This is a genomic window from Methylocystis rosea SV97, from assembly GCF_000372845.1.
In the GTDB taxonomy this organism is placed as follows: Bacteria; Pseudomonadota; Alphaproteobacteria; order Rhizobiales; family Beijerinckiaceae; genus Methylocystis; species Methylocystis rosea.
In genome coordinates, this window is record NZ_KB889963.1 from 959,601 (window position 1) to 976,547 (window position 16,947).

Consider the following 16,947-nt stretch of genomic DNA (forward strand, 5'->3'; position numbering starts at 1 on the left):
CCAAGCGTCACGGAGCGACGGGAAGCGGATAGCCGGAGCGGGGACGCGTGCCGTAATAGTCGGGCCGCTCCGGCCAGTCGCCCTGCTTGATGGTGAATTTGACAACCTTCACCGGAGCGCCGGGCGAGCAGGAGACCTCGGCGAATTTGATTTCACGATCGCCGCTGCCTGCGGAAAAATCCGCGACCACCGTGCCGTCGGCCTTGCGTGCGCGCGCAAATCCGGGCGTGCCGGTCGTGGACGCCGGAACGGAATCGGCGACGAACAAGGGCGTCTCAACGCCGTCGGTGGAGGGACCAAACGCCGGCGAGGCGAACGTAAAGGCCGCCAGCACGCCACTGCGGTCGACCGCTATGTTCGCCGTCGCGGGGCGCGCGACGGAGTAGACGGTCAACGTGCCGCCGCTCAGCAATTCCTTCAACTCGTCCGGCGAGCAGTTAGCGAATTCGGTGGCCAGATTCATCTTCGACTCCTTAGCTGTGCAACTCCAGCCGGGAGGTTCAAGTTTCGTGCCATGACGTCCGATAGATCAGCCGTTCGCGCGTCGCCGAGAATCTTGCACACAAATTGCTATCCCTGCATCGAACAGGGAGCGGACGACGCAACATGTTGGACGTGGCGATCATCGGCGGCGGGTTATGCGGTTTGGCGCTGGCGCGAAAGCTCCACCTGCGCGGACAAGACATTGCGATCTTCGAGGCGCGCGATCGCCTTGGGGGACGCATTCTCACGGCGCCGCGCGGCGACGGCGGCGGTTTGGACCTTGGCCCAACTTGGTTTTGGCCGAAAACGCAGCCGCTGATCGCGCAACTCGTCAAAGAACTGGCGCTGCCTGACTTCGCCCAGCACGACGAAGGCGCCGTGCTGCATTTGCGCGAAGGCGAAAAAAGCGCCGAGCGCATCGAAGACAAGCGCCTTTACGACGACGCGCGGCGTTTGCACGGCGGGATGACGGTCTTGGTGGAGGCTTTGGCCCGCGCACTGCCGGCGGCGTCAATGCATCTCGGTCACGAGCTGGCGAGCCTGCGCGACTGCGGCGACCACGTGATGCTCGCATTCAAGACCGGCGAAGAACCCATGGAGATTGCGGCGCGCCGCGTCGTTCTCGCTCTGCCGCCGCGCTTGCTGTGCGAGGCCGTTCTCTTCACGCCGCCTTTGGACGAGGCGACGGACCAAGCCATGCTTGGCGCCGAGACCTGGATGGCGGCGCAGGCGAAGGTCGCAATGGAATATCGCGACGCCTTTTGGCGCGAGCAGAATCTCTCCGGTTCCGCCTTCGTCACGCATGAGCAAGCCGTGATCGGCGAAATCTTCGACGCCTGCGACATGGCGGCGGGTCTTCATGCGCTCGGCGGCTTTCTTGCCCTCAACGCCGACTTGCGCGAGTCCTTCGGCGTGGGTCTGCCGGTGTTGCTTGAGAGCCAAATCTGCAATGTGTTCGGCCTTAATGTCGAACCACTGCACATTCACTATCAGGATTGGGCGAAAGAGCGACTGACGTGCAGCGCGGCCGACCGCGCGCAGCAGGGCGGCGACGGTTCGCACGATGTGGCGAACCCTCTATTGCGCCAAGCGCTGTGGGATAAGAAACTGTTTCTCGGCGGCTCGGAAACCGCGGCGCGCAACGCCGGCTATCTGGAAGGCGCTTTGGACGCCGCGAGACGCATCGAGCGGGTCTTGGCGGTGCTCGAGGCGAAAAAGGCGACCTCCGGCGACGCCCTCTTCGACGATATGCCGGTGAACGAGGCGAGTCTCGCGCGTTTCTCCGCTTGGGTGGACGCGCGCGCCGACGATGTTTTCGAAAATTATCGCCGGCGGCTCAATCGCGCCCTGGCGTTGCAAGAGCGCGACAATCTCACGCAGGTGGCTGTGCTCGGGGCGATGGAGGAGGTGTTCCAACAGGCGCTGAGCCAGTTGGCGACGCTGCCCTTCGACATGGACGACGTCGCGATCGAACGCGGCCGCACCGCGCTGACGCCGCGCATCCAAAAACCTTTTGGCGACTTGCTGCAGTCGATCATGGACGACGTGGTCGCCTTCAACCAGACGTCCTGCGCCCTTTCCAACTTCCCGGACGAACATAAATTGTCTCAAGAGTACACCCGGGTCATCATGCAGGACATCGCGGCGGCCTGGCGGGAATTTTCGCTTGCGGCGAATGGACTGTTGCTGGCGAAGCGGCGCGAAGCGCAGGAGCAGGAGATGTCGCGATGAGCGAGCAGGGAACGACGATCGAGCAGGACGATGCGGCGCCGGAAGTGGTCGTCTACGCCTTTTGTGCGATGAGCGACATTCCGAGCCAGAAGGCGCGCGGCTTCAACCTCGTGCGGCTCGACGACAATGGCGAAGAGAAGCCGTTTCCGATCGTCGTCGTGCGCTGGGGCAAGCAAGTGTTCGGCTATCTGAACAAATGCCCGCACGACGGCGTCAATCTCGACTGGGAGCGAAATACGTTTCTCGAGCCCAATTACGGGCTGCGCCTAATGTGCGGCAAGCACGGCGCGCTGTTCGAGCTCGGCACCGGCATGTGCATTGAGGGCCCGTGCAAGGGACGCGGCCTCGTTCCGGTGCCTCTCGCGATCATCGACAATGACATCTGCGTCGTCGGCGTCAAACTGGCGGAAGATGTCGACGAAGACGCCGAAGAAGGGGAATGCGCCGGCGAATGAAGCGGACGCGATCCGCTTCCGCCTCGCCCTTCCGACTCAGCGGAAAGTTCGCGCGGAAGCTGTGGGCTTGCGGAGGTAAAGATCGGACGTCCGCGGCGTTGTCCCTCAAATAGCATCGCGATTGAACCGCTCTCTAGAGCGCGCTCCAATTCCATCTCTTGGCGCGCTCTAGAGCAGGGGCAGTGGCGGTCAAATCCGATATACGGCCGACCTCACCGGATCAAACCGGCCGGTTTTCGTTGCGGTTCTTGACGGGCTCCATGCGCTCGACGCCCTGTTGATACGCGATGACTTCGTAGGCGTCGTTGAACTTCTGCGCGGTGTCGAGAAGAACGTCGAGCTTGCCGCCGGTGTCGAGCTTCTTGATGTCATTCTTGTCGACCATGGCGAGATCCATCATCTCCTTCCAAACGGTCGATTCATCGCAGGGCAGCACGTTGTAAGTGATCTCGCCGAGCTTGACGCGGAATTTCGCGAGCAGGTCGATATTGTTGCAGAACATGAAGTAGGCGCCCGTGGGCGAGAGAAGGTCGCCGATCACTTCATGGGCCGCTTCGAGATAGGCGAAATTGTGCAGGTAGCCGGCGAGAATCGGGATCGTCGCTTCGCCTTCGTTCGCGTAGGTGAGCACCTGCTCGATGCTAAACTCCGGCGGCCGCTTCTCGTCGGCCAGCTGCGCCTGGAATTTTAGCGCGATATCGCCCCGAAAACCGAAACGTCCCGGCTTGCCGGTCGGCCCCTTAAGCACTGCGTTGAGCAGGCGGCCCTCCCGATCCAGCCGAGCAAGGGCAGTCTTCTCAATTTGAGTCATCGACAGTTCTCCGCTTTGCAATCCGTACGCAGCATCCGCGCGGGGGATCCTTCGTTACGCCGCGCCCCATGCAAAAACTTCGCCGCAGTTTCGAAGCCTCGATGGTGGGATCGGCGCGACGGAACCGACACGGAGCGGTTGGCAATGTACGAAACAAGACAAAACCTCCCGAAATTCCGGGCTCCCGCGCTGTTTAGCCCGCAATTGTCGCGGCACATGAATTGCTTTGAGTGAGGCAGCCGCATTTGGATACTGGAAGAGCGACATGATCAACCTGACCGACAGCGCCCTGAATGCAGTGCAGACGGCTATTTCCAGCGCCGCCGATCCCGTCGATGGGCTAAGGATCATGGTGGAGGCCGGCGGCTGTGCTGGCTATCAGTACAAAATGGGTCTTGTGCGCGAAGCCAGTCCCGACGACACGGTGATTGAGCGCAGCGGGGTCAAGGTGTTCATCGACAACACCAGCCACGAACTCCTGACAGGCACCACCATCGACTATGTCGTCGCGGTGCAGGGCTCGGGGTTCACCTTCGACAATCCGAACGCGCAATCGAGCTGCTCCTGCGGCAAGTCTTTCGGATAAGCCCGACTTCACAATTCATGCGAGCGCGTCCGCGGGACTGCGTTGCGGAGGACGAAGCTATGTTGCACGACAACCAGAAGAACGAAGAGGCTGGCCAGATCGAAACGGCTCCGTCGCCGGAGCGCGAGCAGGTCATTCGCGCCGTCATCGACGAGATTCGCCCCAATCTGCGCCGCGACGGCGGCGACTGTGAACTCATCGAAATCTGCGGCAACAAAATCATGGTGCGACTCACCGGGGCTTGCGTGCTCTGCAAGTTGAGCAGCGCCACGCTCGAAGGAATCCAGGCCAAGCTGATCGAAGAGCTCGGCGAGTTCGTGCGGCTGGTGCCCGTGCCGGGTGCTGCGGCGCGTCTTTGAGCGAGAGTGTCGATGCGGCGCGTCTATCTCGACAATAACGCGACGACGCGCACCGACCCTGAGGTCGTGGCGAAGATGCTGCCGTTTTTCAGCGAGGAATTCGGCAACGCCTCGTCATCACACGGCTTCGGCGTCGAGGTCTCGGGCGCGGTTCGAGAGGCGCGGCGCAGCGTGCAGGCGCTGCTCGGCGCGGCGCATGATCACGAGATCGTGTTCACCTCAGGCGGTACGGAATCGGACAATGCGGCGATCTTGGCCGGGCTCGCGGCGCGCGAGGGTCGCGACGAGATCGTGACCACTGCCGTCGAGCACCCCGCCATCCTGTCGCTCGTCGAACATCTACAAAAGACGCGTGGCGTCGCCGTTCATCTCATTGGCGTCGACACGCGCGGGCGCATCGATCTCGACGCTTTTCGCGCCGCGGTGGGGCCGAAGACGGCGATCGTCTCGGCAATGTGGGCGAACAACGAAACCGGCACGCTGTTTCCTGTCGAAGAACTGGCGCATCTCGCGCATGAGGCAGGCGCGTTGTTTCATACCGACGCTGTGCAGGCGGTCGGCAAGATTCCGATCGATCTGAAAGCGACGCAGATCGATTTCCTTTCGCTTTCCGGACATAAGCTGCACGGCCCGAAGGGAATCGGCGCGCTCTATGTGCGTAAGGGAACGAAATTCGCCCCTTTCCTTCGCGGCGGCCATCAGGAACGGGCGCGTCGCGGCGGGACGGAGAATACGCCGGGGATCGTCGGACTTGGCGCCGCCGCCGAATTGGCGCGATTGCGCCTGCAAGAAGACGCCGTCCATATCGCGGCCTTGCGTGACAGGCTCGAAGCCGGCGTGACGCAGCGGATCGGCGAATGTCAGATTTCCGGCGACGTCGACAATCGGCTCGTCAACACGTCCAACATCGCCTTTTCCGACATAGAGGGCGAAGCGATATTGACCCATTTGGATCGCGCCGGCATCGCCGCCTCAACCGGTTCGGCCTGCACGGCGGGATCGACCGAGCCTTCGCATGTGCTGCGCGCGATGAACGTGCCGGAGGAGGCGTTGCATGGCGCGATACGCTTCTCCCTGTCGCGAGAAAACACGATTAATGAGATCGACGATGTGCTGGAGACGCTGCCCGGCATCGTCGCCAAGTTGAGGGAAATCGCGCGGGCGTCGCGCCACACGGAAGCGCAGCTGCTCACGAACTAGCGCGGGCGCGATGACCGCGCCAAAGGAGTCAATGTAATGAAGATCATGATCCGCCGTTCGCCAGAGACCGGCCTGTCGATCTACGTCCCCAAAAAGGACCTGGAAGAGCCGATCGTTGAAACCGAGCACGAGAGTTTGTGGGGCGGCTGGATCAAGATCGCCAACGGCTGGGTTCTCGATCTGCCCGAGATGGCGGCCGGCACTTCGCTTCCGATCACAGTCAATGCGCGCAAGCGCGGCGAAGGGGAGTGAACGCGATGAACGCGCCATTTGACAGCTATGTCCTCCTTGAAGGCGAGAAGGCCGAGGAAGCGCTCGGCAAAATCGCCGCTGAGCTGAAGACGGGGACCGTGATTCCCTATATCGGTCCTGGGTTGACGCAGCTCTCGCCAACCGAGGTGCCGATGACGCCCGAGGCGCTCGCCGCGTTTTTCGGGACCAAGGTGGCGCTGCCAAAACGCGCCAAAGGCAACTGCTGGGCAAGCGCGCAGCACATCGAGAACATGAAGCATCGTTCGACCGTCTCGACGTTAATGTCGCAGGCCTTCAACGACAGCATCGCGCCGACGCAGCTGCATTTCTACCTTGCATCGCTGCAGCTGCCGATGATCGTTGACAGCTGGTACGACGCGACGATGCGTTCGGCCCTCGAAGGGCGTAGCGACTGGGGCGAGATCCAGGGCATCACCCGCGCCGGCATCGGCGAGGACCGCTGGTACCGGTTCTACGAAGCGGACGGAACGGAAACCACCAAGGAAAAAGCCGACGCCTGGAAGACCGTCCTCTACAAGCCGCATGGCAGCATCGCCCCCGCCAAGAATTTTCTGATTTCTGACGCGGACTACGTCGAGGTGCTGACTGAGATCGACATTCAGACGCCCTTGCCGGAGGCGGTAAAGAATCGCCGGTCCGAGCGCAGCTTCCTGTTTGTCGGCTGTCGCTTCCACGATCAGTTGTTGCGCACGTACGCCCGGCAGATCATGAAGCGTTCGACGACGACGCATCACGCCATCGTCGATCCGGCGGTGCTGACGAAAAACGAGCTGAAGTTTCTCACCATCCAGGGCATCATACCGATCGCGCTTCCCATCGATCGCGCTTGCGAGATCCTGATCCGCTAAGAGATCGCTACTTTACTTTCGCGCCTGGCGCGGCGGCGGGCGAGCTGACCAAAGCGCTCGGTGATTCTGCGCGTCGGCGGAAGATGCATGGCCGAAACTGTCGTCGCGCCTTCAACGCAGAAGCGTAGCCAAACATTTTCGACCGATGTTGCTTTTTTTACATTCATTCTTGACTGCCATGTCTCGCTTGTCGGCAAAGGTACAAGCCCGCCCCCCTGTTTCGCTCGGCCTCTTTACTGCGCAGCGTGGCACGCATGTTGCCTCTTGTCCGGCGAAGCGAAAAACGGGGCTTTGCGGTTCCGTCACGCAGTTCGACGGCGCCGACTCAGGTCGATGACGAGAAGATTCCCGGCGGCTTGAGCAGCGCGCAACTGCAGGCCGACACCATGGAAGAAGACAGCGATGAGCAACATCGTTCGCGACAGTGAAGTTTGTGAACTGACTGCGCCGCCCGTCTTTTCCTTCGGCGAGAAAGTGAAGGCGAAGCGTACGATCCGCAATGACGGGACATACGCCGGTAAGGAGATCGGCGAGGTTCTCGCCAAGAAAGGCGAGGAAGGCTACGTCGTGAGCATCGGCACCTTTCTCCAACAATTCTATATCTACGGGATTGAGTTCACCGAAAGCGGCAATCGCGTCGGCATGAAGCGCAAGGAACTCGAGTCGGCTAATCCGCGCGATGACGTCGATCTCCCGCTGCCTTGAGGAGTGTGAACGTGTTCGAACCACGAATGCCGAAATATCAATGGGGTCAGCGAGTGAAGACGCTCGTCGATCTGGTCAACGATGGGAGTTATCCCGACGAGAAACCGGAGGCGCTGCTCGTCGCCAACGGCGGTTTGGGCGAAATCGTGCAGGTCGGATCGCATACTGATACGAATACGCCGATCTATCTCGTTGAATTTCCCGACGGCCGTGTCGTCGGTTGTCTCGAGGAAGAGATCGCGCCCTTGTAAGAGGAGCGATGGCGAGCATGCGATCGACGGTCACGACACTCGGTGGGGCCGCGTCGGCTCAGCCGAATGAATTCGACTACAAGCGCATCGTGCGCGCCTTGGAACAACGGCGTCGCTATCGCTATGTCACGCCAGTCGTGACGAAAACTGCGAACGGCTATCGCATTCAGAGCCCGTGTTGTTCGCGGAACGTCGATCCGGACGGCGGCGTCATCGATATCGCCTTAGTGCTCTTCGACGAGCGCAAAGGCAATTGGCGCCTTCTTCGCAAGGACCATGCAATCGGCGTGTGGGAGCTGGACAGCGAGTTTTCACGTCTTGCCGAGTTGCTCGACCATCTCAAGGAAGACGCCGAGCGGCGCTTCTGGCAGTGAGTTTGATCTCGACAGAGGATAGATGATGGCGATCAGCGACGTGGAACTGACGGAGATCGAAAGACTGCTCGGGGCCGAGGCGACGCCGGCGCTTTCGGAGCTGCGCGCGAAATTCTCACATCTCTCCTGGACGCGCTGCGACGTGTCGGACGTGATCGAAACGCCTTTCCGCAGCTTTACGACCTGCGACGTGCATTTGCTCGACGGCGCCGATCATTGCGTGACGGTTACCGACGATCCGGCGCGCGCCACTGGCGTTATCGTCGCCTTTCGGGGGAGTTTGCGATGAATGCGCGGGCCGAAGTGAACGATAAATTCGAAGCAAAGCCGCCTGCGCCCGGTGAGGCGTTGGGCGGGGATCTCATTCCGCTCTCTGACCCCGACATCACGCTCGACGACATTGCCGCGGTCGAGGCGGTGCTGCGCTCCAGCCGCTTGTCCAGCGGCCCGGTGATGGAGGCTTTCGAAGCCGCCTTCGCCGCCTATCTCGGGCGCAAATACGCGGTGGCTGCGCCGAGCGGCACGATGGGGCTGCTGCTCGCGCTCGCCGCGTACGAGATCGGTCCGGGCGATGAAGTGATCGCCTCTCCGCATTCCTTCCGCGAAACCGTGCATGCGATCGCACTTGCCGGCGCCAAGCCGGTGTTCGCCGACATCGACTATTGGTCTGGCGTCATCGCGAGCGGAAAGATCGAGGCGCTGATCACCGACAAAACGCGCGCGATCGTGGCGAGCAACACCAACGGCCATCCGGCGCAATGGGCGGAGCTGCGCGACATCGCAACTAAGCATCGGCTCATCCTGCTCGAAGATTCCACCGAAGCAATCGGCTCCAAATACAAGGGCGTGCTTGTCGGCACCTTCGGCGACGCGTCGGTGTTCGATTTCTCGCAGCCCGGGCCGCTGGTCTGCGGCGAAGGCGGGATGGTGGTCACCGACGACATCGACGTCGCGGTGGCGATGCGGCGCTTTCGCGCGCATAGACCGAGCGAGCGAGCATCGGTCGTGGTTGGCTCCAGCGCGCCCTATCAGGCGGCGATGAGCGACATGAGCGCGGCGCTGGGCATGGCGCAGCTGCGAAGGCTCGAAGAAATTCTCGAGAAGCGTAAGCTCATCGAGCACTACTACTTCAAGCACGTCAAATCCTTCGAAGGCATCAAGGATCCCTTCATCGGGCCAGAAGTCGACGAGGTGCACTGGTTTCTTTACGTCGTTCATCTCGGCACACGCTTCAGCAAATCCAGCCGCGACTCGATCGTCGAGGATTTGCTGGTCGAAAAGGTGGAAGCCGCCGCTTACAGCAATCCCTTGCATACGCAGCGGCGCTATTTCGATTACGGCTATCGTCGCGGCAGTTTTCTCGTCGCCGAAAAGGTTTCGGACCGCGCCGTCGCAATGCCTTTCCACGTCCATCTGCAAGAGCGCCAAATCGCATTCATCGTGCAGACGATGAAGGAGGCGTCGATCAATGTCGGCGCGGGCGCCGCCATTTACTAATCGACTAGATCCCAACCAGGAGTATCGAAATGCCGACCGTAACCATCATGCCCTCCGGAAAGACGGTGGACGCCGCCGAGGGCGCGACCTTGCTGCAGATCATCATGTCGAGCGGCGAGGAGATCAATCACAAGTGCGAAGGAAAAGCGCAGTGCGGCTCTTGTCACATCTACGTGCATGAAGGCCGCAAGGGCATTTCGAAGATCGCGCGCGAAGAGAACGAAAGGCTCGACACCATCGTCGGCATCGGCTCGAAGTCGCGCCTGGCGTGCCAGGCGAAGATTCTCGGCACGGAAAACGTCAAGATCGAACTGCTCGGCTTCGCGTCGGGCTTATAAGGGAGGAGGGAGAAATGTCTTCCGACATCGTCATGCTTCATGTCCGCTTTGCGCCTGACGGCGGCGTCGTTGAAATCAGCGAGCGGCCGACGCCGAATTCTGCGCAGGCCTGGTTCGACTGGGTCAGTCTGAACGCGCCCGACGCCTATCAGGCGCTTTCCGGCGGTCGTGGCGTTTTCCGCATTACCCGCGACAAGCTCGAAGAACTGCGCGCGAGCATCGCCGCCAACACTGCGGCGGCCTGATCCGGCCGATCGCGTCGCGTAAAAGGATCCCTTCCGCGAAGCACGCATTGCGGAAGGGAAGCTTGGTTTCAGGTCAGGAAAGTTTCGGCGAAACGGGCGCGTTTTTCGGCCGTATCGAGCCCATTCGCGATGGGCCATTTGTTGTCGTAAAATAGTGAATTGACGGCGCGGCTGACTTCCTTGCCGCGCAAATACCAGCGCACCACGCCATCGGGAAAAATCACCGCGGGTCCGTCTTCGCGATGCACGATGCCGTCTTCGACGCTGATGTGCGTTCCCGCGTAGAGATAGCAGCCGGCAAGGCGCGAAAGATCGTCTTGATTGCGTTCGTCAACCTGGAGCATGACCACTTTTCGCCTCCGCGGATAGCCATCGATTCCCACGACGAAGCAATAATCGCGCTTGGCGCAGGGTTCGGCAAGAATAATGCTTGTTCGCGCCCTGGACGCTGCGCGAGGAAGATTGTTGTCTTTCAGACACTGTCGCGCGCCGAAATTTCCGCTCTCGCGCGCGATGCGCCTACGCGAGAGCGGATAGACGACGACGGGGATTTTGGCATGCAGGGCGATGTGAGTCTCTACGTCATTTGCGCGCTCGACAGTCTGGAGCGCGGCCAAGCGGCGCCCTTCAGTCTGTCGCGCGTCACGGATGAAGGAGAAACGCGCCCCTTTTCGATTTTCGTCGTTCGGACCGAAAACGATCAATGTGTGGGCTATGTAAACATCTGCCCGCACCAAGGCTCCTGGCTCAACATCGGCGACGGCAAATTTTTTAGCGAGGACGGTCAAAGATTGCGTTGCGGCAGGCACAAGGCCGAATTCGACATAGAAACGGGTGTGTGCGTCACGGGACCCTGCGCGGATAAAATGATCGAGCCCGTCGCGCTCGTCGTCATGGATGGCGACGTGTGCCTGTGCGGCGTCAAACTCGCCGAAGAAGAGATTTCCGACGACGACGATCTGGACGAAACGATGGAGATCATGATCCATCCAGGCTGAGTGGCGCAGCGGATGGCACGTATGAAAGGCGCACGATGACCGTGGCTGAATTGATCGTGAAATTGGCGGAGTTGCCACAGGAGGCCGTTGTGCTGATCGACAGCGACGGCGGGCTTTCTCGCGTCAGCGGATTGGACTTCGTCGAAAGCCAGGGGCCAGGCGCGCCGGCGGAAGTCATCCTCGCGCCGAGTCTCGACGAATGAAGTTTGGCCTCCCGGCTGTCGCCTGAGGTTTCACTCGGGGGCCGCTGAAGTTTGTCCGTGCAGCGGTATCCCAAAGAATGCCTCGTCGTCGCCGCCCCATGCCTTATGCAGCGCGAAAGCTTCGCGCCACCGGATCTGCTCGGCTTCCGTCGCCGCGCGATGCGTCACTTTCCCGGCCGGCTTTTCGGCGAGTAGAAACGCCTTACCGTTGCGCAAGAATCGATTGAGATCCTTGGTGTCGATCGGGCGGACTACGCAGCGCGGGTCTTCATCGATTAGAATGGTCGTCGGCAGCATGAGCGCAGCTCCCGTTGCGATGGATCAAAAGCCTTCCGCCTTGCTTCCCCAGGGATGCGAACCGGGGACCAGCGACGCCTTGATGCCGGCTTTTTCAATGTCGGCGAGGGTTTTGTAATAGGTGCCTTCATGCATGAGCGCGCCGCTCTTGGTCATGATCGCCACATAGCGCGCTACTGTATCGGCTTCGCATAAATAGCCGCCGCCTGGATCGCTCGTGCTGCGCGCGTTGCCGTCCCAGTCGATAAAAAAGCCTTCGACAGCCATGTTCCCTCTCGCGTTGATGTTTGAATTCTCACACTGGAGGGCAGCAAGTTTCTTGCCAATGCCTTCGGCGCTGCAGCGGGAACGAGACTTGCTTCCAAGAAGGCAATGTTCGCGCGCAATGCACGCAAGCGCGCAATCGAAGGAGAAACCGGTGGCTGACCTCGCGCATAGAAGTGCGTCGCTTGACGACATGAAAGACCTTTGGGCCTTGATGCGGCAGACGGCTGCCGACATTCCGTGTTCGATCGAAAGCGAAAGCGATCAGGAGCGGGCGCTGACGGAAATCATGAAGTGCTGCACGGCCGAATTCTCGCCGGTTGTTCTCGATGCGAAGCGCAATGTCGTCGGCGCGTTGTTGGCGCGTCGCGATGAACTCGATTGGGGTCTGCGGAACATTGAAACGATTAACGTGTCGCTGGCGGCGGTGTCCGCCGACCATCGCGGCAATGGCGCATTCAAAGTGCTGATCGATGCGATATTGAAGCGCAATGCGCCGGTCTATGTCGAAGTGAAGGCCGGTGAGGCGCAGGGGTTAGCTGCGGAACTCAAAGGCTGCGGTTTCTCCTTGACGAAGACGGAAGACGGCGCAGAACTCTACAAATGGGAGCCGGCGGCGGAAGCCAAAGCCGCCTGAGATTGCTTTCAAAGCGTGGTGCGGGCGCGTCTCGCGCCGCGCTTCAGGCGCTCTCGTCTTGCGCTCCATAATCGGCGTAGGCTTTTTCCAGCAAGGCGACACAGGTCTTCAGACGCTGATACTCCGCCTTGTCGACTAGGACATTCTCCGCATCCGACGCTGGGCCGGGCGTTGGCGGCTTGGCGGCCTGGATCGCCTCGAACATGGCGGCTTGCAGGCGGAAGATGCGCTCGCTGGCGCGTTCGAGATAGGGCAGCGGATTCGCGCGAATATTCGCCTCATGCAGCGCGTCGAGTTCCAGCAATTGGCCGAAGCGCCGCTCCGTGAGGCGGTTTGACAAGCCGAAATCATGTTCGATGACGCTCATGATCGTCGCTCCTTGTTGGCCGGATCTTTTGGCCAGAAGTTCTGATGGGCTTCAATCCTTGCATCACAGCGCGCAACGCATGGCTCGTCAATTGCACGGGCAGGGCGCGTCGCTGAGACAGCGTGGTTTTGCAAGGCGCGCGCCAAATGAGGAGCCGGCGGATGAACGAACTCTATGCGATTTGTCAGACGGGGGAGATCGAGGACGGCGACGCCACCGGCTTCATTCTGATGCGGATCGAGGAGACTGGCGAGCCAAAGCCCTGGCCGATCCTGATCACGCGCAAAGGAAATAATTTCTATGGTTTCGAGAACGCCTGTCCGCATAAGGGCGAGCGTCTCGACGCGGAGGCAGGGCATTTTCTCGATGAAGAGGGGAATTTCCTCACCTGCGGCCATCACCAGGCGCAGTTCGATCTCGACACGGGACATTGCTTCATCGGTCCCTGCCAGGGCAAGAAGTTGCAATCCATTCAAATCGTGATTGACGACGGCGACGTTTGCCTTACCGGCGTGGAGCTCGCGGAGGAGGATGGGCTGGGTCTCGAAGAGCCGGACGAGGCTCCCGAAGTCATGATCACGTCTGACTGAGGCAAGACCGCCAGCTTCGATCATGTGTCTTGACGGAGCCTTCGAAAAGGCGCCGGCTTCCTGACTCACATCGGGGACAATGCGCGGAGGTTTGCGATGTTTCAAACCAACCGCGCAACGATGAACCCTTCGTCGCCAATCTCGAAATCAAAAGCTTGTCTGACGCTGGACGTTGGACAATGGCGCCGCATGCGCCAAGGCGCGTGCGGCGAAGCGCGTCCTCACGCGTCCGGCGGACCCATGTCGTCGCCGCTCTTCTTCTTTTTCTTGTCGACCTTGGCCTGCGCATAGGAGCCGGAGTTCTTCAGCGCGATCGGCTTCTGACCCTCGACATATTGCGAGATCCAAAACAAAGTGCGCTCGCGCGCCGATTGCGCGGCGGCTTCGTTGAAACTTTCCGCGGCATCGAAATTGAAGCCGTTGCGGGCTTCGGGATAGGAGAAGGCGCTTACGTCGGGTCGTTGGGCGCGGAATTGGACGATTTCTTCCATCGGCAACGACGGATCATTCTCAGGCAGGTGCAGCAGCGTCGGAATTTTCCGCTTCACCCAGCGTTCCTCTGAAATTCCGGCCGGATAATAGCTGATCGCACAGGCGACGTCGCTGAGGCTATTGGCCGAAACATAGGCGAGATAGCCGCCCCAATCATAGCCGACGATCGCCACCTTGCCGACGCCCTTGACGGCGTCGACAGTAGCCTGAATGTCCTGCAGGGCCGTCGTGACGGAAGGACCGTCGCTCTCGCCTTCCTGAGACGCAAGCGCTGGCGCGATCGCGACATAACCCTCAGCCGCGAAGCTTTCGACTTCCTTTTGCAGATGTGGCGTGACGCCGTAGACGTCCGGCAGCACAACGACGGCGCCCTTGGGAGCCTCAGTGGGTTCGGCTCGATAGGCGGAAAAACTGCGTCCGTCTCCGGAAGTAAGTTCGATCATGACGGCCTCGATGTGCAGGAAGATTACGGAAGCTCTCGAAGAGAGACGGCGGAATCATCTCGCGCCTGCACATCCCATTGCGAATATCATGCCTGCATGACGCGACGCATCGTTCAACGTTTAGGCAAGCGACTCTCGACTTAGGAGTCGAAAAATCCCAGTTCCAGCTTGGCTTCGTCGCTCATCATGCTCTGATGCCACGGCGGATCGAACACGAGATTGATTTTTACGCTCGCGACTCCATCGACCGCGTCGACAGCCTTCTTCGTCATCCCGACCATTTCGCCGGCGACGGGGCAACCTGGCGCCGTCAACGTCATGTCGATGTCGATATCGCGTCGATCGATAACGTCGATGCGATAGATTAGTCCCAGATCGTATATGTTCACCGGAATTTCCGGGTCGAACACGGTCCGCAGCGCAAGGACGACTTCTTCATAGAGCGCTTGCGCCTCGGGCGAGGAATCGGTGCGGCCGCCGCGACTGTTCGGCTCCGAGACCTGTGTCATGTCGCTTCGTGGTTCCATCTGAGTATCCTGCATGGCGAGAGTCGAATTCTCCACTGCTCGTAGTCGACCAGCAAGTAAGGCGCCATTCATCTTTGCTGAGGCTGGACTGAAATTTGCAATCATTCCACGTCCACGGTCCGCGGCGTCATGGTTGAGCGCCTTCGTTTACGAAGCGCATTTCTCACAGAGCGCCGTGTTACAATCCTCACAAAGGCTCGGTACAGTATGTCGGAAGCGCCTGAAGAAGAATTTGAGCTACCTCAACTTTACAAGCGACATGTCTTTGCTTGTTTCACGCAGCGGCCGCCGAACCATCCGCGCGGCAGCTGCGGCTCGCTCGGCGCGCAGCCGCTTTGGGATCGGCTCGGCAAGCGCGTCGAAGCGGACGGCGGCGGTGAGATCGGTTTCACCTCCGCGGGGTGCATGGGCTTTTGCTCGGCGGGGCCCCTGATGGTGGTTTACCCCGAGGGCGTCTGGTATCGGCCGACGACGGCCGAAGACATTGACGAGATTTACGACTCGCATCTCAAAGGCGGCAAACGCGTCGACCGCCTGGTGATGATCTTGTCGCGCTGAGCATTGCCGAGCATTCAAGACACCGCGCTGGAGGCCGCGAGCAACTCGCGCGCCTCCGCGTGGATGCGTCCCACCATCGACTTGAAACCGTTGGAGCGCTGCGGCGTCAGATGTTCGCGTAGGCCAAGACGCTCGAATAGCGCGACAGGATCCGCCTTCAAGATTTCCGCGCCGGTCTTGCCGGAGCAGAGCGCCAGCAAGATTGCAACGAGGCCGCGGACAATATGCGCGTCGCTGTCGCCGCGGATCATCAACGCCGGTTCGCCGCCGTTAGCGTCGGAAATCGTCGTCGCCAGCCAGACTTGGCTGGCGCAGCCCGAGACTTTATTCTGATCGTTCTTCAACGCATCGGGAAGCGGCTCGAGCATTTTGCCGAGCTCGATGACATAGCGGTAGCGGTCCTCCCAATCGTCGAGCAGGGAGAAATTTTCGATGATGTCGTCGATCGTCGTCATGTTTCGACCATTCCTTCAGCTTTGAGCCGCTCGCGGCGCTGGCGCGACGCGACGCGCAAGACTTGGAGGCATTCGACGTTAGACGCCAGATCAAGCGCCGAAAATCCATCGACGTTCTCTTCCAGGGGATCTGCGCCAAGCGCCAGCAAGAGCGTCACGACCGCAGTCTTGCCCGCCGACGCCGCATAGATCAGCGCCGTCGAGCCGTCGGGATTGCGATGGTGAAGGTTGGCCCCGGCGGCGGAGAGCAAGTCGATGGCCTCCACGCTGTCCTGCTTGCACGCCAACCAAACCGCGTTGTTGCCGTCGCGCGTCAGGGCGTCGAGATCCCCGCCCTCAGCAATGATTTCGCGCAACGCCTCGACGTTCGCCTCTGCCGCCGCTCGAAGAAGCGGCGTGAGGCCGTCGGCGCCGACGGCGGTCACGCCTTTCGCCGGAAAGCCTTGCGTCGTCAACCATTGCGTCAACTGCGGGGTGATGCCGTCGCTCCATCGCAGCGCCGACGAGACGTCGGCGTTTATTGAATTTAAAGTAGCCCCAACTGCACGAGCGGCTTGGCGCCGCCGCGCCCGAGGACAGTGTCAACCTTCTGCCGCACATTCTCGATCTTCAGCGGTTTCACTAATATTCCATGCGCGCCGTGTTTCATGGCGTCGACCGCGAGCGCCTCGTCGGCTTTATCGCAGACGATTAATATGCGCACGCCGGCGAAACGCTCCGCCAATTCCTTAAGGACCGAGACGCCATTGCTCTTTAGAAAAGAAGCCCCGAGCAGAACGACATCGGGCTTCAGCCAGCCGACGCCCTTTTCATAGGCTTCTTGGATGCTGGCGATTTCATGGGTCTCGATCTCGTCGTGCAGCATGAACTGGAGCGCGGCGCGCACGATCTCGTCTTCGTCGAGGACGAACACCCGCCGTTGATCGACCGCCTTCGCGGTTTCGACGCCAATCTGCATCC

Annotated in this window: 30 protein-coding genes; 19 read left to right on the plus strand and 11 right to left on the minus strand. The window is 60.6% G+C overall.

Annotated features, from left to right (window positions below; all coding sequences use genetic code 11):
- Window positions 1-7 precede the first annotated feature (7 nt).
- Window positions 8-463: a hypothetical protein gene (locus A3OO_RS0105150; RefSeq protein WP_018406768.1), complete on the minus strand. Its 456-nt coding sequence runs from the start codon at window positions 461-463 to the stop codon at window positions 8-10.
- A gap of 143 nt (window positions 464-606) precedes the next feature.
- On the opposite strand from A3OO_RS0105150, the gene A3OO_RS0105155 reads away from it, so the two are divergent.
- Window positions 607-2,214 carry a flavin monoamine oxidase family protein gene (locus A3OO_RS0105155; protein WP_018406769.1) on the plus strand — a complete coding sequence of 536 codons (1,608 nt, stop codon included), beginning with the start codon at window positions 607-609 and terminating at the stop codon, window positions 2,212-2,214.
- On the plus strand, window positions 2,211-2,669 hold the full coding sequence (locus tag A3OO_RS0105160) for a Rieske (2Fe-2S) protein (RefSeq protein WP_018406770.1): 459 nt from the start codon (window positions 2,211-2,213) through the stop codon (window positions 2,667-2,669). The genes A3OO_RS0105155 and A3OO_RS0105160 overlap by 4 nt, the downstream gene beginning before the upstream one ends.
- A 220-nt stretch (window positions 2,670-2,889) precedes the next feature.
- Here A3OO_RS0105160 and A3OO_RS0105165 read toward each other — a convergent pair whose 3' ends face one another.
- Window positions 2,890-3,480 (minus strand): hypothetical protein, encoded by a 591-nt coding sequence (locus tag A3OO_RS0105165; RefSeq protein ID WP_026222709.1) that lies wholly within the window; start codon window positions 3,478-3,480, stop codon window positions 2,890-2,892.
- A gap of 265 nt (window positions 3,481-3,745) precedes the next feature.
- Here A3OO_RS0105165 and A3OO_RS0105170 point away from each other — a divergent pair, with 265 nt between their 5' ends.
- From A3OO_RS0105170 to A3OO_RS0105235, 12 genes are all read left to right on the plus strand, one after another.
- Window positions 3,746-4,066 (plus strand): iron-sulfur cluster assembly accessory protein, encoded by a 321-nt coding sequence (locus A3OO_RS0105170; protein WP_014892118.1) that lies wholly within the window; start codon window positions 3,746-3,748, stop codon window positions 4,064-4,066.
- Window positions 4,067-4,125: 59 nt separating this feature from the next.
- Window positions 4,126-4,425, plus strand: a complete 300-nt coding sequence (locus A3OO_RS0105175) for a NifU family protein (protein WP_018406772.1) — start codon at window positions 4,126-4,128, stop codon at window positions 4,423-4,425.
- 12 nt (window positions 4,426-4,437) lie between these two features.
- A complete protein-coding gene (gene nifS, locus A3OO_RS21160; RefSeq protein ID WP_018406773.1) occupies window positions 4,438-5,625 on the plus strand; it encodes a cysteine desulfurase NifS in 1,188 nt (395 codons plus the stop codon).
- Between the two features lie 36 nt (window positions 5,626-5,661).
- Window positions 5,662-5,877, plus strand: coding sequence for a putative nitrogen fixation protein NifT (gene nifT / locus A3OO_RS0105185; protein WP_018406774.1), 216 nt, complete (start codon window positions 5,662-5,664; stop codon window positions 5,875-5,877).
- A gap of 5 nt (window positions 5,878-5,882) precedes the next feature.
- On the plus strand, window positions 5,883-6,746 hold the full coding sequence (locus tag A3OO_RS0105190) for an SIR2 family NAD-dependent protein deacylase (protein WP_026222710.1): 864 nt from the start codon (window positions 5,883-5,885) through the stop codon (window positions 6,744-6,746).
- A 402-nt stretch (window positions 6,747-7,148) separates the two neighbouring features.
- A complete protein-coding gene (locus tag A3OO_RS0105205) occupies window positions 7,149-7,451 on the plus strand; it encodes a nitrogen fixation protein NifZ (protein ID WP_014892123.1) in 303 nt (100 codons plus the stop codon).
- An 11-nt stretch (window positions 7,452-7,462) separates the two neighbouring features.
- Window positions 7,463-7,702, plus strand: coding sequence for a nitrogen fixation protein NifZ (locus tag A3OO_RS0105210; RefSeq protein ID WP_026222711.1), 240 nt, complete (start codon window positions 7,463-7,465; stop codon window positions 7,700-7,702).
- An 8-nt stretch (window positions 7,703-7,710) separates the two neighbouring features.
- Window positions 7,711-8,076 (plus strand): DUF3024 domain-containing protein, encoded by a 366-nt coding sequence (locus tag A3OO_RS0105215; RefSeq protein WP_018406779.1) that lies wholly within the window; start codon window positions 7,711-7,713, stop codon window positions 8,074-8,076.
- Window positions 8,077-8,098: 22 nt separating this feature from the next.
- Window positions 8,099-8,365, plus strand: coding sequence for a hypothetical protein (locus A3OO_RS0105220; protein WP_014892126.1), 267 nt, complete (start codon window positions 8,099-8,101; stop codon window positions 8,363-8,365).
- Window positions 8,362-9,573 carry a DegT/DnrJ/EryC1/StrS family aminotransferase gene (locus tag A3OO_RS0105225; RefSeq protein WP_018406780.1) on the plus strand — a complete coding sequence of 404 codons (1,212 nt, stop codon included), beginning with the start codon at window positions 8,362-8,364 and terminating at the stop codon, window positions 9,571-9,573. Before A3OO_RS0105220 ends, A3OO_RS0105225 begins: the two co-directional genes overlap by 4 nt.
- A 29-nt stretch (window positions 9,574-9,602) precedes the next feature.
- Window positions 9,603-9,911, plus strand: coding sequence for a 2Fe-2S iron-sulfur cluster-binding protein (locus tag A3OO_RS0105230; RefSeq protein ID WP_018406781.1), 309 nt, complete (start codon window positions 9,603-9,605; stop codon window positions 9,909-9,911).
- A gap of 14 nt (window positions 9,912-9,925) precedes the next feature.
- A complete protein-coding gene (locus A3OO_RS0105235; protein WP_018406782.1) occupies window positions 9,926-10,156 on the plus strand; it encodes a hypothetical protein in 231 nt (76 codons plus the stop codon).
- Between the two features lie 68 nt (window positions 10,157-10,224).
- Here the strand turns inward: A3OO_RS0105235 and A3OO_RS0105240 are convergent, their stop codons facing one another.
- Window positions 10,225-10,500: a hypothetical protein gene (locus A3OO_RS0105240; RefSeq protein WP_040573635.1), complete on the minus strand. Its 276-nt coding sequence runs from the start codon at window positions 10,498-10,500 to the stop codon at window positions 10,225-10,227.
- A gap of 213 nt (window positions 10,501-10,713) precedes the next feature.
- Here A3OO_RS0105240 and A3OO_RS0105245 point away from each other — a divergent pair, with 213 nt between their 5' ends.
- Both A3OO_RS0105245 and A3OO_RS23945 read left to right on the plus strand, forming a co-directional pair.
- Window positions 10,714-11,154 (plus strand): Rieske (2Fe-2S) protein, encoded by a 441-nt coding sequence (locus A3OO_RS0105245; RefSeq protein WP_026222714.1) that lies wholly within the window; start codon window positions 10,714-10,716, stop codon window positions 11,152-11,154.
- A gap of 35 nt (window positions 11,155-11,189) precedes the next feature.
- Window positions 11,190-11,357 (plus strand): hypothetical protein, encoded by a 168-nt coding sequence (locus A3OO_RS23945; RefSeq protein ID WP_018406785.1) that lies wholly within the window; start codon window positions 11,190-11,192, stop codon window positions 11,355-11,357.
- A gap of 30 nt (window positions 11,358-11,387) precedes the next feature.
- Here the strand turns inward: A3OO_RS23945 and A3OO_RS0105255 are convergent, their stop codons facing one another.
- Together A3OO_RS0105255 and A3OO_RS0105260 are read right to left on the minus strand one after the other, a co-directional pair.
- Window positions 11,388-11,654 (minus strand): hypothetical protein, encoded by a 267-nt coding sequence (locus tag A3OO_RS0105255; protein WP_018406786.1) that lies wholly within the window; start codon window positions 11,652-11,654, stop codon window positions 11,388-11,390.
- A 24-nt stretch (window positions 11,655-11,678) separates the two neighbouring features.
- The gene (locus A3OO_RS0105260; RefSeq protein ID WP_014892134.1) at window positions 11,679-11,921 is read right to left on the minus strand and encodes a hypothetical protein; all 243 of its coding nucleotides are present in this window, start codon (window positions 11,919-11,921) and stop codon (window positions 11,679-11,681) included.
- Window positions 11,922-12,072: 151 nt separating this feature from the next.
- On the opposite strand from A3OO_RS0105260, the gene A3OO_RS0105265 reads away from it, so the two are divergent.
- On the plus strand, window positions 12,073-12,555 hold the full coding sequence (locus A3OO_RS0105265) for a hypothetical protein (protein ID WP_245257108.1): 483 nt from the start codon (window positions 12,073-12,075) through the stop codon (window positions 12,553-12,555).
- Between the two features lie 43 nt (window positions 12,556-12,598).
- Here the strand turns inward: A3OO_RS0105265 and A3OO_RS0105270 are convergent, their stop codons facing one another.
- On the minus strand, window positions 12,599-12,922 hold the full coding sequence (locus tag A3OO_RS0105270; RefSeq protein WP_018406788.1) for a hypothetical protein: 324 nt from the start codon (window positions 12,920-12,922) through the stop codon (window positions 12,599-12,601).
- A gap of 161 nt (window positions 12,923-13,083) precedes the next feature.
- On the opposite strand from A3OO_RS0105270, the gene A3OO_RS0105275 reads away from it, so the two are divergent.
- Window positions 13,084-13,512 (plus strand): Rieske (2Fe-2S) protein, encoded by a 429-nt coding sequence (locus A3OO_RS0105275; RefSeq protein WP_018406789.1) that lies wholly within the window; start codon window positions 13,084-13,086, stop codon window positions 13,510-13,512.
- A gap of 221 nt (window positions 13,513-13,733) precedes the next feature.
- Here A3OO_RS0105275 and A3OO_RS0105280 read toward each other — a convergent pair whose 3' ends face one another.
- Window positions 13,734-14,447, minus strand: a complete 714-nt coding sequence (locus A3OO_RS0105280; protein ID WP_018406790.1) for a dienelactone hydrolase family protein — start codon at window positions 14,445-14,447, stop codon at window positions 13,734-13,736.
- Window positions 14,448-14,587: 140 nt separating this feature from the next.
- Window positions 14,588-14,956, minus strand: a complete 369-nt coding sequence (locus A3OO_RS0105285) for an SUF system Fe-S cluster assembly protein (protein WP_026222715.1) — start codon at window positions 14,954-14,956, stop codon at window positions 14,588-14,590.
- 225 nt (window positions 14,957-15,181) lie between these two features.
- Here A3OO_RS0105285 and A3OO_RS0105290 point away from each other — a divergent pair, with 225 nt between their 5' ends.
- Window positions 15,182-15,532, plus strand: coding sequence for a (2Fe-2S) ferredoxin domain-containing protein (locus A3OO_RS0105290; RefSeq protein ID WP_018406792.1), 351 nt, complete (start codon window positions 15,182-15,184; stop codon window positions 15,530-15,532).
- A 14-nt stretch (window positions 15,533-15,546) separates the two neighbouring features.
- On the opposite strand, the gene A3OO_RS0105295 is transcribed toward A3OO_RS0105290, so the two are convergent.
- From A3OO_RS0105295 to A3OO_RS0105305, 3 genes are read right to left on the minus strand one after another with little or no spacing between them, the layout of a single operon-like run.
- Window positions 15,547-15,987 carry a SufE family protein gene (locus tag A3OO_RS0105295; protein ID WP_018406793.1) on the minus strand — a complete coding sequence of 147 codons (441 nt, stop codon included), beginning with the start codon at window positions 15,985-15,987 and terminating at the stop codon, window positions 15,547-15,549.
- Window positions 15,984-16,454, minus strand: coding sequence for an ankyrin repeat domain-containing protein (locus A3OO_RS0105300; protein WP_018406794.1), 471 nt, complete (start codon window positions 16,452-16,454; stop codon window positions 15,984-15,986). The genes A3OO_RS0105295 and A3OO_RS0105300 overlap by 4 nt, the downstream gene beginning before the upstream one ends.
- Before the next feature lie 59 nt (window positions 16,455-16,513).
- The gene (locus A3OO_RS0105305; protein WP_018406795.1) at window positions 16,514-16,945 is read right to left on the minus strand and encodes a response regulator; all 432 of its coding nucleotides are present in this window, start codon (window positions 16,943-16,945) and stop codon (window positions 16,514-16,516) included.
- Window positions 16,946-16,947: the final 2 nt, after the last annotated feature.

Excerpts from the sequence above, each read along its gene's own strand:
- A3OO_RS0105205 (WP_014892123.1), top strand. The coding sequence starts at position 7,149 with ATGAGCAACATCGTTCGCGACAGTGAAGTTTGTGAACTGACTGCGCCG.
- A3OO_RS0105225 (WP_018406780.1), top strand. The coding sequence starts at position 8,362 with ATGAATGCGCGGGCCGAAGTGAACGATAAATTCGAAGCAAAGCCGCCT.
- A3OO_RS0105285 (WP_026222715.1), bottom strand. The coding sequence starts at position 14,956 with ATGACACAGGTCTCGGAGCCGAACAGTCGCGGCGGCCGCACCGATTCC.
- A3OO_RS0105215 (WP_018406779.1), top strand. The coding sequence starts at position 7,711 with ATGGCGAGCATGCGATCGACGGTCACGACACTCGGTGGGGCCGCGTCG.
- A3OO_RS0105175 (WP_018406772.1), top strand. The coding sequence starts at position 4,126 with ATGTTGCACGACAACCAGAAGAACGAAGAGGCTGGCCAGATCGAAACG.
- A3OO_RS0105230 (WP_018406781.1), top strand. The coding sequence starts at position 9,603 with ATGCCGACCGTAACCATCATGCCCTCCGGAAAGACGGTGGACGCCGCC.
- A3OO_RS0105295 (WP_018406793.1), bottom strand. The coding sequence starts at position 15,987 with ATGACGACGATCGACGACATCATCGAAAATTTCTCCCTGCTCGACGAT.
- nifS (WP_018406773.1), top strand. The coding sequence starts at position 4,438 with ATGCGGCGCGTCTATCTCGACAATAACGCGACGACGCGCACCGACCCT.
- A3OO_RS0105220 (WP_014892126.1), top strand. The coding sequence starts at position 8,099 with ATGATGGCGATCAGCGACGTGGAACTGACGGAGATCGAAAGACTGCTC.
- A3OO_RS0105305 (WP_018406795.1), bottom strand. The coding sequence starts at position 16,945 with ATGCAGATTGGCGTCGAAACCGCGAAGGCGGTCGATCAACGGCGGGTG.
- A3OO_RS0105160 (WP_018406770.1), top strand. The coding sequence starts at position 2,211 with ATGAGCGAGCAGGGAACGACGATCGAGCAGGACGATGCGGCGCCGGAA.
- A3OO_RS0105280 (WP_018406790.1), bottom strand. The coding sequence starts at position 14,447 with ATGATCGAACTTACTTCCGGAGACGGACGCAGTTTTTCCGCCTATCGA.
- A3OO_RS0105240 (WP_040573635.1), bottom strand. The coding sequence starts at position 10,500 with ATGCTCCAGGTTGACGAACGCAATCAAGACGATCTTTCGCGCCTTGCC.
- A3OO_RS0105275 (WP_018406789.1), top strand. The coding sequence starts at position 13,084 with ATGAACGAACTCTATGCGATTTGTCAGACGGGGGAGATCGAGGACGGC.
- A3OO_RS0105190 (WP_026222710.1), top strand. The coding sequence starts at position 5,883 with ATGAACGCGCCATTTGACAGCTATGTCCTCCTTGAAGGCGAGAAGGCC.
- nifT (WP_018406774.1), top strand. The coding sequence starts at position 5,662 with ATGAAGATCATGATCCGCCGTTCGCCAGAGACCGGCCTGTCGATCTAC.
- A3OO_RS0105245 (WP_026222714.1), top strand. The coding sequence starts at position 10,714 with ATGCAGGGCGATGTGAGTCTCTACGTCATTTGCGCGCTCGACAGTCTG.
- A3OO_RS0105270 (WP_018406788.1), bottom strand. The coding sequence starts at position 12,922 with ATGAGCGTCATCGAACATGATTTCGGCTTGTCAAACCGCCTCACGGAG.
- A3OO_RS0105155 (WP_018406769.1), top strand. The coding sequence starts at position 607 with ATGTTGGACGTGGCGATCATCGGCGGCGGGTTATGCGGTTTGGCGCTG.
- A3OO_RS0105165 (WP_026222709.1), bottom strand. The coding sequence starts at position 3,480 with ATGACTCAAATTGAGAAGACTGCCCTTGCTCGGCTGGATCGGGAGGGC.
- A3OO_RS0105290 (WP_018406792.1), top strand. The coding sequence starts at position 15,182 with ATGTCGGAAGCGCCTGAAGAAGAATTTGAGCTACCTCAACTTTACAAG.
- A3OO_RS0105255 (WP_018406786.1), bottom strand. The coding sequence starts at position 11,654 with ATGCTGCCGACGACCATTCTAATCGATGAAGACCCGCGCTGCGTAGTC.
- A3OO_RS0105150 (WP_018406768.1), bottom strand. The coding sequence starts at position 463 with ATGAATCTGGCCACCGAATTCGCTAACTGCTCGCCGGACGAGTTGAAG.
- A3OO_RS0105235 (WP_018406782.1), top strand. The coding sequence starts at position 9,926 with ATGTCTTCCGACATCGTCATGCTTCATGTCCGCTTTGCGCCTGACGGC.
- A3OO_RS0105170 (WP_014892118.1), top strand. The coding sequence starts at position 3,746 with ATGATCAACCTGACCGACAGCGCCCTGAATGCAGTGCAGACGGCTATT.
- A3OO_RS0105260 (WP_014892134.1), bottom strand. The coding sequence starts at position 11,921 with ATGGCTGTCGAAGGCTTTTTTATCGACTGGGACGGCAACGCGCGCAGC.
- A3OO_RS23945 (WP_018406785.1), top strand. The coding sequence starts at position 11,190 with ATGACCGTGGCTGAATTGATCGTGAAATTGGCGGAGTTGCCACAGGAG.